Here is a 13,168-nt window from a genome sequence, read left to right as displayed (position 1 = left end):
GTTTCCCCTTCGTCATTCCGGTCACGATCCCGCACCGCGGACGCGAATGGTCCGGCGTTCACCGCCCATCCCCACTAGACTGGGGGGCGATCCACAGGTGTGTATTCGAAAGGTTTCAGAGGTGCGCTCGACTCGTCGTCTCAGATGGGCTGCCATTCCGGTCGCAGCCACACTCGCCATAGTCCTGGCGGGTTGTACGCAGGCGGAACTGCATGGTTACCTGCCGGGATTCGTCGAGGGCGAATCTCCCGTCACGAACCACACGGACCGCATCGCGGGCCTGTGGGTGACGGCATGGCTGGTGCTGCTCGCAGTCGGCGTCATCACGTGGGGGCTCATCATCTGGGCCGTCATCGTGTACCGACGCCGCAAGGGGCAGACCGGTCTCCCGGTCCAGCTGCGGTACAACATGCCGATCGAGATCTTCTACACGATCGTCCCGCTCATCCTGGTGCTCGGCTTCTTTGCCTTCACGGCACGCGACCAGAACGCGATCGAGACCCAGTACGAGGATCCCGACGTGGCCATCGAGGTCTTCGCCAAGCAGTGGGCGTGGGACTTCGTGTACGACGAGGCCGTCAACGGCCAGGACGTCTGGACCGCAGGCGTGCAGGCCGATGAGAAGCCCGGTGGCGTCATCGACCAGGACGCACTCCCGACGCTCTACCTGCCCGTCGGCAAGACGGTGAAGATCGCGCTGCAGTCGCGCGACGTCATCCACTCCTTCTGGGTCATCGACTTCCTCTACAAGAAGGACATGATCCCGGGCAAGACGAACTACATGTCCTTCACCCCTGAGCGCGAGGGCACGTACGCCGGCAAGTGCGCCGAGCTCTGTGGCGAGTACCACTCGCTCATGCTCTTCAACGTGAAGGTCGTCTCGCAGGCCGAGTACGACAAGCACCTCGAAGACCTGGCCGAGTCGGGCAACATCGGCGACTACGGCACGGCATACGACCGCAACAGCAACCTCCCCGGCACCAAGGCGCCGGCAGGTCTCGAAGAGCACGGAGACGGGGAATGACCTCCACCACGCTTCCCGCAGGCCAGGCGAGCGTCGTCGGACGCACCTCGGTCGAGCGCAAGGGCAACATCCTGGTCAAGTGGATCACCTCCACCGACCACAAGACCATCGGGTACATGTACCTGATCGCCTCGTTCATCTTCTTCTGCCTCGGCGGCGTGATGGCGCTCATCATCCGCGCCCAGCTCTTCGAGCCCGGCGGCACGATCGTGGAGACCAAGGAGCAGTACAACCAGCTCTTCACGATGCACGGCACGATCATGCTCCTCATGTTCGCGACGCCGCTCTTCGCAGGGTTCGCGAACGCGCTCATGCCGCTGCAGATCGGCGCACCGGACGTCGCCTTCCCGCGACTGAACGCCTTCGCGTTCTGGCTCTACGCCTTCGGTAGCCTCATCGCCGTCGGTGGCTTCCTCACCCCGCAGGGTGCCGCCGCCTTCGGCTGGTTCGCCTATGCGCCACTGTCGAGTACGACGTTCTCGCCAGGGCTCGGAGGCAATCTCTGGGTCCTCGGACTGGCGCTCAGCGGCTTCGGCACCATCCTCGGTGGCGTCAACTTCATCACCACGATCATCACGATGCGCGCCCCCGGCATGACGATGTTCCGCATGCCGATCTTCACGTGGAACGTCCTCGTGACGTCCATCCTCGTCCTGATGGCGTTCCCGGTGCTCGCAGCGGCCCTCTTCGGCCTTGCCGCGGACCGCGTGTTCGACGCCCACATCTACGACGCGGCCAACGGCGGCGTCATCCTGTGGCAGCACCTGTTCTGGTTCTTCGGGCACCCCGAGGTCTACATCATCGCGCTGCCGTTCTTCGGCATCGTCTCCGAGATCTTCCCGGTGTTCAGCCGCAAGCCGATCTTCGGCTACAAGACCCTGATCTACGCGACGATCGCGATCGCGGCCCTCTCCGTGACGGTGTGGGCACACCACATGTACGTCACCGGATCGGTGCTCCTGCCGTTCTTCGCCCTGATGACGATGCTCATCGCGGTTCCGACCGGCGTGAAGATCTTCAACTGGCTGGGCACGATGTGGCGCGGTTCGGTCACCTTCGAGACCCCGATGCTCTGGTCGATCGGCTTCCTGATCACCTTCGTCTTCGGTGGACTCACCGGTGTCATCCTCGCTTCGCCGCCGCTCGACTTCCACGTCTCCGACTCCTACTTCGTCGTGGCGCACTTCCACTACGTCGTGTTCGGCACGGTCGTGTTCGCCATGTTCGCCGGCTTCTACTTCTGGTGGCCGAAGTGGACGGGCAAGATGCTCAACGAGAAGCTCGGCTACTGGCACTTCTGGCTGCTCTTCATCGGCTTCCACACGACGTTCCTCATCCAGCACTGGCTGGGCGTCATCGGGTTCCCGCGCCGCTACGCGACGTACTCGCCTGAGGACGGCTTCACCTGGATGAACCAGCTGTCGACCGTGGGCTCGTTCATCCTCGCCATCTCGCTGCTGCCCTTCTTCCTGAACGTGTACATCACGATCCGGAAGGCTCCTCGAGTCACCGAGGACGACCCGTGGGGGTACGGTGGATCGCTCGAGTGGGCGACCAGCTCGCCCCCGCCGCGTCACAACTTCGTCTCCATCCCGCGCATCCGCTCGGAGCGCCCGGCCTTCGACCTCCACCACCCCGAGGTCGGTATCCCGGTCGGCGTCGGTCCCGCGAAGGACGCACCTGACGCACCCACGCTCGACATCGACGCCGGAAAGGTGAAGTAGCCGCCATGCGCGCCAATATCATCCTCTTCACGATCCTGACGGTGTTCTGCGCCCTCCTCTGCGCGGTTTACACGGTGTGGTCGCTCGTCGACCCGCTGCACGGCCGGGTCGAATGGGTCGGCACGGTCACCCTGGCTCTCGCCGCGATCCTGAGCGCCTTCCTCGGCTTTTATCTCAGCCGGGTGCACAAGAGCCAGGGCGCCGAGCTCCCCGAGGACACGCTGACGGCGAACATCGACGACGGCGACCCGGAGATCGGGCACTTCAGCCCGTGGAGCTGGTGGCCCATCATCCTCGCCGGTGCGTGTGGTCTGCTCGTACTCGGTCTAGCGGTCGGGTTCTGGATCGCGATCATCGGCATCCCGCTAGTTGTCATCGCGGTCGTCGGTTGGAACTACGAGTACTACCGCGGATACTTCGCACGCTGATGGTCGCCTCGTTCAGCATCCGTCGCGGTCAGCCCGACGACCGTTCAGCCGTCTTCGCGCTGGCCGGCCAGCTGATCACCGGGTCCATCCCGCCTGCGGCGGACGACTTCATGGCCGCGTACAACAACGTCATGCGCCCTCGTGAAGACGAGACCAACGTGCTGTACGTCGCGGTCGACGAAGCGAACCGTGTTGTCGGATACACCCTGATGACGGTGTCGCGGCTGCTGCACGCGGCCGGCCTGACCGCTCACCTGCAGGAGCTCGTCGTCGACGAGACCGCCCGCGGCGACGGCATCGGATCGGCCCTCGTCGAGGCGAACGAGCACTATGCCGTCGAGCGCGGTGCGCGCCAGCTGACGATGTCCACCTCTCGAGCTGGCGACTTCTACCGTCGTCTCGGCTACAACGTGACGGCGGAGTTCTACAAGAAGATCCTCCCGCTGGGCTGACCCCCAAGCTGTCATCGAAGAGCCCCCGAGCCACCGCTCGGGGGCTCTTTCGTGTTCTGGTGCGCGCCTAGACGTGGAGAACAAGCAGCTGGCAAGGTGTGGGGACCGCCCCTGAAGGTCATGAGCGTCACCCTTCGGTTCGTCGAGACTTCACGGTGGCAGCCGTATTCAGGTGACGCCTCCTCACGCCTCGTAGGCCGGGGGAGCGCGCCCGCCCGGCCCCGAAGGCTGTCGAGAGGCACACGCCGCCCTCAGCGGACTCAGCGTGCGTGCGAACAGACCTGGCGTAGGCCGTTCCCCGGTCCCTGAGCCCGTCGACGGGCAGGCGTCGTCCGGTGGCTCCTCTGTACGGTCCCGATCAGCCTGGGACGAGAACGTCGGATCCGAAGCCGGTCGACAGGCTCACATCGTCTGCGGTCGCGCAGGAAGGGCGGTGGACCGCGGTGAGCGATCCACAGGTCTCCGAAGCTTGTCGACGGGCTCATGTCGCCCGCAGCGGCCTTCCGCGCCCGGAGAGCGGGGGAGCGGGATCGCACGGACCTCCATTGTCGCCGCGTCGTGTCGCAGCACAGTTCCACGATCCCCGCCGCAGAACGACGAAAGCCCCGCAGTCCGTGAGGACTGCGGGGCTTTCCAGTGGCATCCGCCTAGTGGTGGTCGCCGTGGGAACGTTCGATCTCCGTGTTCGTGACGGGAGCGATCCGATCCTCGAAGAACCAGCGGGACATCGCGGCGCGAGCCTTCTGGACACCGGTGATCTTGCCCTTGGCGTTCGGACGGATCATCAACGGCTTGTGGTCGTCGTAGCTCGCGAGGCGCCAGCGCTCGTACTCGTCGACGGGCTCGTGGACCTCGATGAACTCGCCACCGGGGAGGCGGACGATGCGCCCGGTCTCGTAGCCGTGGAGGAGGATCTCGCGATCCTTCTTCTGCAGCGCCAGGCAGGTGCGCTTCGCGATGAAGTAGGCGATGAACGGTCCGAGGATGAGGATCGCCTGCAGCGTGTGGATCACACCCTCCATCGTCACCTTGAAGTGGGTGGCGATGATGTCCGAGCTCGCAGCAGCCCAGAGGGCGGCGTAGAAGGTGACACCGGCAGCACCGATCGCGGTGCGGGTCGGCGCGTTGCGCGGACGGTCGAGGATGTGGTGCTCGCGCTTGTCACCCGTGATCCACGCCTCGACGAACGGGTAGATGAACACCGTGACGATGAACAGACCCAGGACGAGGACGGGAAGGATGATGTTGAACGAGAACGTGTGATCCCAGAGGACGAACTCGAGGTGTGGCGGAACCAGCCGGAGCGCGCCGTCGGCGAACCCGATGTACCAGTCAGGCTGCGTACCTGCCGAGACCGGGGAGGGGTCGTATGGCCCGTAGTTCCAGATCGGGTTGATCGTGAACAGCGAGGCGATGAGCATCACGACACCGAAGACGATGAAGAAGAAGCCACCGGCCTTCGCCGCGTAGACGGGGAGGACGGGGAATCCGACCACGTTCTGCTCGGTGCGACCGGCGCCCGGGAACTGCGTGTGCTTGTGCACGACGACGAACACCAGGTGCAGGGCGATGAAGAGCAGCACCAGCGCCGGCAGGAGCAGGATGTGGAGCGTGTAGAGGCGGCCGACGATGTCGGTGCCCGGGAACTCTCCACCGAACAGCAGGAAGGTCGTCCACGTACCGATGATGGGCAGACCCTTCACCATGCCGTCGATGATCCTCAGACCGTTACCGGAGAGCAGGTCGTCGGGCAGCGAGTATCCGGTGAAGCCCTCGGCCATGGCGAGGATGAACAGGACGAAACCGATCACCCAGTTCAGCTCACGCGGCTTGCGGAACGCACCGGTGAAGAAGATGCGCAGCATGTGCAGGCCGATGGATGCCACGAACAGCAGGGCAGCCCAGTGGTGCACCTGACGCATCAGGAGGCCGCCGCGGATGTCGAAGGAGATGTCGAGCGTCGACGCCATGGCGACGGACATCTCGATGTTCTTTAGCGGGACGAAGGACCCGTCGTAGTGGACCTCCGCCATCGATGCCTGGAAGAAGAAGGTGAGGAAGGAGCCCGACAGCAGGATGATGACGAAGCTGTAGAGCGCGACCTCGCCGAGGAGGAACGACCAGTGGTCGGGGAAGATCTTGCGGCCGAACTCCTTCACGGCGACCGAGATGGACGTCCGCTCTTCGAGGTAGTTCGCTGCAGCGCCGGTGAATCCACCGGAGCTCTTCGCCGGAGCGGCCTTGGCCTGCTCAGGGGCGCGTGTTGCGGTCGAGGTGCTCAATGACGCTCCCAGAAGCTCGGGCCGACAGGTTCGTGGAAGTCGCTCCGCGCGACGAGGTAACCCTCGTCGTCGACGGTGATCGGCAGCTGCGGAAGCGGCCGGGCGGCCGGTCCGAAGATGACCGCGCAGTGGTTCGTGACGTCGAACTGCGACTGGTGGCAGGGGCAGAGGAGGTGGTGCGTCTGCTGCTCGTAGAGCGCGACAGGGCAACCGACGTGCGTGCACACCTTGGAGTAGGCGACGATGCCGTCGTAGGACCAGTCCTTCTTGGACTCCTCCTCGACGAGGTCTTCGGGCTTCAGCCGCATGAGCAGCACGATCGCCTTCGCCTTCTCGTTGAGGACGTGGTCGGCCTCGTGGAGGTTCTCGGGGATCACGTGGAACGCGCTGCCGAGCGTCACGTCGGACGCCTTGATGGGCGTTCCGGAAGGGTCACGGGCGAGGCGCGTGCCTTCCTTCCACATCGTGTGCTGCATGAGCTCGACGGGGTCTTCGTCGTACGGCGCGAGACCGCGGAACAACGCGATGCCCGGGAGCGGGAAGACGATGAGGGAACCGATGAGGCTGTTGCGGATGAGCGCGCGTCGACCGATGCCGGACTCGACGTTCGCCTGGTGCATGATCTCCACCGCGCGATCGCGGCTGACCTGGTTGCCGCCGACCTTGTGACGGTAGTCGATGCCTTCCTCGTCGTGCATGAGGGCCTTGCCCCAGTGCACGGCACCGATACCGATCGCGAGCAGGGCCAACGCCATGCCGAGACCGATGAACAGGTTGTTCAGACGGACCGAGGCGATGTCCTCGGGCTCGATCGGGAACGCCATGTAGGCGGCGACCGCCCAGACGCTGCCGGCGATCGACAGGTAGAAGAGGGTGTAGACGGCGCGCTCGGCCCGCTTGTCCTTCTTGGGGTCGAGGTCCGTGACGCGCTTCCGGTGGGGAGGCAGGCCGGGGTCGACGACGGCATCGCGGGAGATGACCCCGGTACCGGTCGCGACCTGCAGCTCCTGCCCGTGGGCGGACGGTTCGGCAGACGAGTCGGCGGCTGGGTGACCCGAGCCGCTCGAGTTGTCGTGAGCCATGGTGCTCCTTCTTACGTGTTGTCGATCCGCGTCGGTCAGTTCGACTTCGCGGTGATCCAGACGGTGAGGGCCACGATCGAGCCGAGGCCGAAGATCCAGAGGAACAGGCCCTCGGAGACGGGGCCGAGCGAGCCGAGGTCGTTGCCGCCCGGTGACGGGTTCTTCTCCATGAACTTGAGCGCGGTGATGATGTCGCGCTTGTCCTCGGGGGAGAGGTTCATGTCGTTGAAGACGGGCATGTTCTGCGGGCCGGTGATCATGGCCTCGTAGATGTGGGCGGCGCTGACGCCGACGAGCGAGGGAGCGTACTTGCCCTCGGTCAGGGCGCCACCGGCGGCTGCGACGTTGTGGCACATCGCGCAGTTGATGCGGAACAGCTGGGCGCCGTTGGAGGCGTCGCCCTCGCCGTCGAGGTACTGCTCCTCGGGGATCTCCGGGCCGGGTGCGACCGAGGCGACGTAGGCCGCGAGGGAGGAGATCTGCTCCTCGGTGAACTGCACGGGCTTCTCCGGGGCCTGCGGGCCCTGGTTCTGCAGCGGCATCCGGCCGGTGCCGACCTGGAAGTCGACGGCGGCGGCACCGACGCCGAGGAGGCTCGGTCCGGCGGTCGTGCCCTGCATGTCGAGGCCGTGGCAGGTGGCGCAGTTCGCGGAGAAGAGCTTCTCGCCCTCGTCGACGGAGGCCTGCGACTTGGCGGCGGCGACGGGCTCGGCGCTGGCCGTGCTGACGCTGACGGCTGCGTAGGCGCCTCCGGTCACGAGGAGGCCGATCGCGAGCAGTGCCGCCGAGGCGAACGGGCTGCGGCGGCCGCTCTTGCGCGTGGCACGGGCGGCCTTCTTGGACGCCTTGGTGGTCGTCGTCTGGGTGGGGTCAGTCTTCATGGAGGCAGTCATTCCGGGTCAGCGCAGGATGTAGATGACGAAGTAGAGGCCGATCCACACGACGTCGACGAAGTGCCAGTAGTACGAGACGACGATGGCGCTCGTCGCCTCCTTGTGGCCGAATCGTTTGACGGCGTAGGCACGGCCGATCACGAGGAGGAAGGCGATGAGGCCGCCGGTCACGTGCAGGCCGTGGAAGCCGGTCGTGAGGTAGAACGCCGAGCCGTACGCGTTCGAGCTGAGGGAGATGCCCTCGCTGACGAGCGTCGCGTACTCGAGGATCTGGCCGGCGACGAACACGGCACCCAGGGCGTAGGTGAGGAAGAACCACTCGACCATGCCCCACTTGCGCGGGCTCCAGCCGGTCATGCGGGGCTGCATGCGCTCCGCTGCGAAGACGCCGAACTGGCACGTGAACGACGAGGACACGAGGATGATCGTGTTGATCGTCGAGTACGGGACGTTCAGGCGACCGGCCTCGGCCGCCCACAGTTCGGGAGCCATCGATCGCAGCGTGAAGTAGATCGCGAAGAGGCCGGCGAAGAACATGACCTCGCTGCCCAGCCAGACGATCGTTCCAACCGCGACCGTGTTCGGTCGGTTGATCCGGGGCGCGCTCGGCGCAAGGTTGATTGAGGTGCTCGTCACCCCTCCATTATGGCCGAAAGCCGGAGCGGTTTTTCGCATTTCGGCGGCGGCGAGCACGGTCGGATCAGTAAGGGTAGCCTTATTTCCTGACCGGGATCTTCGGTTCTGCTGCGGGATTCATGTGATCTTCGCCTCCACTGGCCGCTCGAGGCGTCGGCGAGTCGCGCTTGTAAGATCGTCGACATGCCTCTCACGACCTGGCCGACGCTCATCGGCGACCTGCTCGCCGGAACCGATCTCAGTGTGTCGGAGTCGACGTGGGCGATGGAACGGATCATGACCGGCCAGGTGACGGACGCTCAACTGGCCGGCTTCCTGATCGCGTTGCGCCGCAAGGGGGAGACGGTCGACGAGATCGTCGGGTTCCGCGATGCGATCCTCGACCACGCGAAGCCCCTCGTCGCCCCGTCCCGGGCCCTCGACATCGTCGGCACCGGCGGCGACCGCTTCGGCACGGTCAACATCTCGACGACCGCGTCCATCGTCGCGGCCGCGACGGGCATCCCCGTGATCAAGCACGGCAACCGCGCGGCGAGCTCCGCCTCGGGATCGAGCGACGTGCTCTCGGCGCTCGGCGTCGACCTCGCCCTGCCGACGGACCTGGTGGGGGAGGTGCTGGCGTCGACGGGCATCACCTTCGCGTACGCGGCGGCGTTCCACCCCGGTTTCGGCCACGCAGGGGCGGTCCGTGCGGAGCTCGGCGTGCCGACGGTCTTCAACTTCCTCGGTCCGCTCGTCAACCCGGCCCGCCCGGAGGCGTCGGCGGTCGGCGTCGCGCACGCCGACCGCATCCCGCTGTTCGTGGGCGTGTTCCAGACGCGTGGGGCGACCGCCCTCGTCTTCCGGGGCGACGACGGACTCGACGAGCTGACGACGACTGGACACAGCCACCTCTGGGAGATCACCCGCGGAGCCGTCACCGAGCACGACCTGGATCCCCGGGAACTCGGCATCCGCCGTGCGTCGATCGACGATCTCATCGGCGGTGACGCCCAGCACAACGCCGGTGTCGTGCGCGCCACGCTCGCCGGCGAGGAGGGTCCCGTCCGCGACATCGTCCTGCTGAACGCCGCGGCGGGGATCGTGGCGTTCGAGCTGTCGGAGGATCCGATGCAGGCGCAGCGGCCGATCCTCGAGCGGTTCGCCGCAGGGCTCGTGTCCGCCGCGGCCGTCATCGACTCGGGTGCGGCGACCACGACACTCGACGCCTGGGTGGACGCCACCCGTACGCTCGGCTCGCGCTGATCCGCGCCGTGGCCGGGTCCTCTGGCCCTACCGGCGGTGGGCCGCAGCGCGTAGGTTGAGACCCGATGCCGGCATACCCGGTCGGCGGACCCGAACCGATCTTGCAGGAGGATTCAATGAAGAAGCTCATCAATGATCCCAAAGACGTCGTCGTCGAGGCGGTGGCCGGATTCGGCGCCGCGCACCCCGACCTCGTCACCGTGTCGCTCGACCCGGTGTTCATCGCCCGAGCCGATGCCCCGGTCGCCGGGAAGGTGGGGATCGTGAGCGGCGGCGGCAGCGGGCACGAGCCCCTCCACGGCGGGTTCGTCGGATTCGGGATGCTCGACGCCGCCGTGCCCGGCCCGGTGTTCACCTCGCCCACTCCGGACCCCATCCTCGCCGCCACGAAGGCGGTGGACGGTGGTGCCGGCGTCCTGCACATCGTCAAGAACTACACGGGTGACGTGCTCAACTTCGAGACCGCGGCCGATCTCGCGCTGGCCGAGGGCATCGAGGTGCGCTCGGTCATCGTCGACGACGACGTCGCGGTGAAGGATTCGCTCTACACGGCGGGACGTCGGGGTGTCGCCGGCACCGTCCTCGTGGAGAAGCTCGCCGGGGCTCGTGCCGAGGCCGGGGGAGGCCTCGACGAGGTCGCCGACCTCGCGACCAAGGTCAACGAGCGCACCCGCACGATGGGCGTTGCACTCACCCCGTGCGTCGTCCCGCACGCGGGCGAGCCGAGTTTCACCCTGGCCGACGACGAGATCGAGATCGGGATCGGTATCCACGGTGAGCCCGGCCGTGAACGCATCCCCCTGGAGCCCGCCGACCGGATCGTCGACCGGCTGCTCGCCGCCATCCTCGAGGACCTTCCGTACGCACCCGACGAGCGTGCCCTCGTCCTGGTGAACGGGATGGGCGGGACGCCGCAGGTCGAGCTGCTCATCGTCTTCCGCCGTGTGGCCGAGGCGCTCACGGAGCGCGGGATCGAGGTGGCACGGTCGCTCGTGGGGAACTACACGACCAGCCTCGAGATGCAGGGTGTGTCGATCACCCTCCTGAAACTCGACGATGAACTGATCGAATTGTGGGACGCCCCGGTGCAGACCGCGGCGCTCCGGTGGGGGCGGTAGACGGATGGGATTGGACGGAGCCTGGGCGATCGCCTGGATGCGGGGGAGTGCGGCGGTCGTCGCGGAGCATCGCGTGGAGCTGATCACGCTCGACCGTGACATCGGGGACGGCGACCACGGCGAGAACCTGGACCGCGGGTTCTCCGCGATCCTGCCGAAGCTCGACGAGCAGCCTGACGATGCGACACCCGCCGACATCCTCAAGCTCGCCGCGACGACGCTCATCTCGACCGTCGGAGGAGCGAGCGGCCCGCTGTACGGCACCGCGCTGCTCAAGGCGTCGATCGCCGTGGCCGGTCAGGAGGATCTCGACGCCGATGCCGTCGTCGCCCTGCTGACGGCGGCGCGCGACGGGATCGTGCTCCGTGGCAAGGCCGAGGTCGGCGACAAGACCATGGTCGACGCGTGGACGCCCGCCGTCGACGCTGCATCCGCTGCGGCGGCAGCGGGGGAGTCGCCGGCACGGGTGCTGGCTGCCGCTGCAGACGCCGCGTGGGGTGGCGCCGCGGCGACCGAGCCGCTCGTCGCCCGCAAGGGTCGCGCCAGCTACCTCGGTGAACGGGCCGTCGGGCATCGCGACCCTGGGGCGCAGTCCACCTCCTATCTCCTGCAAGCTGCGGCGGCGGCCGCTGAGGAGGGCGCTGCATGAGCGGGGGAGCCGTCGGCCTCGTCTTCGTCTCGCACAGCGCGCTGATCGCGGAGGGGCTCATCGCCCTGGCCCGGCAGATGGCGCCCGACGCGGCCCTCGCCGCGGCCGGTGGTACCGATGACGGAGGGATCGGCACGAGCTTCGAGCTCGTTTCCGCCGGGATCGGCGCGGTGGACTCCGGGGACGGGGTGGTGGTGCTGTGCGATCTGGGGTCGGCGATCCTGACCGCTGAGACGGCACTCGACTTCCTCGACGACGACGTCCGAGGCCGGGTACGCATCGTCGACGCCCCGCTCGTCGAAGGCGGGGTCGCCGCAGCCGTGGCCGCGCAGACCGGCGCGACGCTCGACGAGGTCGTGGACGCCGCGCGGTCGGCAGCCGGCGGTGACCCTGCCCGGCACGGCGCCGACGAGGCGACTCGGGCGGGTGGGTCCGACGACCCGACGGCGCCCCACGCCGCAGCCTCCGTGACCCTGCGGAACAAGGACGGGCTCCACGCTCGACCCGCTGCGGAGTTCGTGAAGCTGGCGAGCACGTTCGCGTCCAAGGTGGTCGTGAACGGGAAGGACGCCAAGAGCCTGCTCGGGATCATGTCACTGGGCCTTGTCAAAGGGGCGGTCGTGGAGCTGCAGGCGGACGGTCCGGATGCGGAGGATGCCATCGGGGCACTGGCGTCGCTCATCGAATCCGGCTTCGGAGAGGTCTGACGGGTCGCGCTCGGGGCGGAAGCAGGTCGGCGCCCCGTGCGCAACGGGGTGGTCGACGCCGACGGTCGGCGTAGCATGACCCGCATGAACGAGCAGACGAAGACGTCGGACACCGAAGACCGCCAGTGCACGGTCTGTGGCCATCCGCTCGCCGAGCACACCTTCGACCGTTCCTCCGGGCACGATCACTTCATGACCTGCCCGACGGGGGAGCGGCTTCCGGACCCGGCGCAGTCCGCCGTCCCGGTCAACGAGTTCGGGATGCCGCTCTGGGACCAGGACCCCGATCGACCTGCTCCGTCGGCCTGACGACCCCGCTGGCCTGAGCCGTCATCCGAGGAGGAGCAACGACCGGACGGCGACACTGACACCGGTTTCGCGCGACGCCGACGTCTCGTGGAGAGCACTGCCGTCGATGAGCCAGCGCACCCATCGGACGAGTTGCTCCGGTGTGGCGTCGGAGCGGGCTGCGGTGGTGCGAACCGCCTCGGTGATGTGGTCGAGCAGGAAGCGGTCGACCATGTCCCGCTCGACGTCGAGGACGGCCGCCACGTCGTGGACGTGCGCCATGCCCTGGACCGCGCGAGCGAAACCGGCCGTCTGGTCGGCAGCCCGCTGGCGGTCGAGTGTGCCGAGGTAGGTGGCCAAGGCGGGTCGCCCAGGCCCGGCCCGTGCGGCGAGGTGGAGTTGCTCCTCGGTCCAGGCGGCGCTCACCCGCAACAGGGTGACCAGGATGTCGAGCTTGGTGGGGAAGTAGTGGAACAGGGTCCCCGAGGAGATGTCCGCCGCCCGGCAGATGTCCGCCGTCGACGTGGTCTCATATCCCTCGGCCGCGAAACAGCGGTAGGCCGCAGCGAGGATCGCGGTCTGGCGCGCGGTGAACCGCTGTGGGTCGACGATCCTCGGCATGTCTGCTCCCATATTCCTA

At 67.2% G+C, this 13,168-nt stretch carries 14 protein-coding genes; 9 read left to right on the top strand and 5 right to left on the bottom strand.

Annotated features, from left to right (window positions below):
* The first annotated feature begins 121 nt into the window (after positions 1-121).
* From coxB to BIU99_RS06170, 4 genes are read left to right on the top strand one after another with little or no spacing between them, the layout of a single operon-like run.
* On the top strand, positions 122-1,024 hold the full coding sequence (coxB, locus tag BIU99_RS06185; protein WP_071260266.1) for a cytochrome c oxidase subunit II: 903 nt from the start codon (positions 122-124) through the stop codon (positions 1,022-1,024).
* Positions 1,021-2,748 (top strand): cytochrome c oxidase subunit I, encoded by a 1,728-nt coding sequence (gene ctaD, locus BIU99_RS06180; protein ID WP_064296981.1) that lies wholly within the window; start codon positions 1,021-1,023, stop codon positions 2,746-2,748. The genes coxB and ctaD overlap by 4 nt, the downstream gene beginning before the upstream one ends.
* Before the next feature lie 5 nt (positions 2,749-2,753).
* Entirely contained in the window at positions 2,754-3,176 is a 423-nt protein-coding gene (locus tag BIU99_RS06175) for a cytochrome c oxidase subunit 4 (RefSeq protein ID WP_064296980.1), read from the top strand.
* Positions 3,176-3,628 (top strand): GNAT family N-acetyltransferase, encoded by a 453-nt coding sequence (locus BIU99_RS06170; RefSeq protein ID WP_071260264.1) that lies wholly within the window; start codon positions 3,176-3,178, stop codon positions 3,626-3,628. The genes BIU99_RS06175 and BIU99_RS06170 overlap by 1 nt, the downstream gene beginning before the upstream one ends.
* A gap of 647 nt (positions 3,629-4,275) precedes the next feature.
* On the opposite strand, the gene BIU99_RS06165 is transcribed toward BIU99_RS06170, so the two are convergent.
* From BIU99_RS06165 to BIU99_RS06150, 4 genes are read right to left on the bottom strand one after another with little or no spacing between them, the layout of a single operon-like run.
* Positions 4,276-5,910 carry a ubiquinol-cytochrome c reductase cytochrome b subunit gene (locus BIU99_RS06165; protein ID WP_064296978.1) on the bottom strand — a complete coding sequence of 545 codons (1,635 nt, stop codon included), beginning with the start codon at positions 5,908-5,910 and terminating at the stop codon, positions 4,276-4,278.
* Positions 5,907-6,992, bottom strand: coding sequence for a ubiquinol-cytochrome c reductase iron-sulfur subunit (locus BIU99_RS06160; protein WP_071260261.1), 1,086 nt, complete (start codon positions 6,990-6,992; stop codon positions 5,907-5,909). Before BIU99_RS06160 ends, BIU99_RS06165 begins: the two co-directional genes overlap by 4 nt.
* 35 nt (positions 6,993-7,027) lie before the next feature.
* A complete protein-coding gene (locus BIU99_RS06155) occupies positions 7,028-7,873 on the bottom strand; it encodes a cytochrome c (RefSeq protein ID WP_064296976.1) in 846 nt (281 codons plus the stop codon).
* An 18-nt stretch (positions 7,874-7,891) separates the two neighbouring features.
* A complete protein-coding gene (locus tag BIU99_RS06150) occupies positions 7,892-8,560 on the bottom strand; it encodes a heme-copper oxidase subunit III (protein ID WP_079003936.1) in 669 nt (222 codons plus the stop codon).
* A gap of 144 nt (positions 8,561-8,704) precedes the next feature.
* Between BIU99_RS06150 and trpD the strand changes: the two genes are divergently transcribed.
* From trpD to BIU99_RS06125, 5 genes are all read left to right on the top strand, one after another.
* Positions 8,705-9,766, top strand: coding sequence for an anthranilate phosphoribosyltransferase (trpD, locus tag BIU99_RS06145; protein WP_064296975.1), 1,062 nt, complete (start codon positions 8,705-8,707; stop codon positions 9,764-9,766).
* Between the two features lie 116 nt (positions 9,767-9,882).
* Positions 9,883-10,884, top strand: coding sequence for a dihydroxyacetone kinase subunit DhaK (gene dhaK, locus BIU99_RS06140; RefSeq protein WP_064296974.1), 1,002 nt, complete (start codon positions 9,883-9,885; stop codon positions 10,882-10,884).
* A 4-nt stretch (positions 10,885-10,888) separates the two neighbouring features.
* A complete protein-coding gene (gene dhaL / locus BIU99_RS06135; RefSeq protein WP_064296973.1) occupies positions 10,889-11,533 on the top strand; it encodes a dihydroxyacetone kinase subunit DhaL in 645 nt (214 codons plus the stop codon).
* On the top strand, positions 11,530-12,240 hold the full coding sequence (gene dhaM / locus BIU99_RS06130; protein ID WP_071260258.1) for a dihydroxyacetone kinase phosphoryl donor subunit DhaM: 711 nt from the start codon (positions 11,530-11,532) through the stop codon (positions 12,238-12,240). The genes dhaL and dhaM overlap by 4 nt, the downstream gene beginning before the upstream one ends.
* Positions 12,241-12,324: 84 nt before the next feature.
* Complete coding sequence (locus BIU99_RS06125) at positions 12,325-12,549, top strand: hypothetical protein (RefSeq protein WP_133059937.1); 225 nt, start codon at positions 12,325-12,327, stop codon at positions 12,547-12,549.
* A 21-nt stretch (positions 12,550-12,570) separates the two neighbouring features.
* Here the strand turns inward: BIU99_RS06125 and BIU99_RS20130 are convergent, their stop codons facing one another.
* Positions 12,571-13,149 carry a TetR/AcrR family transcriptional regulator gene (locus BIU99_RS20130; protein ID WP_071260255.1) on the bottom strand — a complete coding sequence of 193 codons (579 nt, stop codon included), beginning with the start codon at positions 13,147-13,149 and terminating at the stop codon, positions 12,571-12,573.
* Between the last annotated feature and the right edge of the window lie 19 nt (positions 13,150-13,168).

The organism is Plantibacter sp. MMLR14_011 (genome assembly GCF_001865025.1).
In the GTDB taxonomy this organism is placed as follows: Bacteria; Actinomycetota; Actinomycetes; order Actinomycetales; family Microbacteriaceae; genus Plantibacter; species Plantibacter flavus_A.
This window is presented reverse-complemented; position numbering and strand designations above follow the sequence as displayed.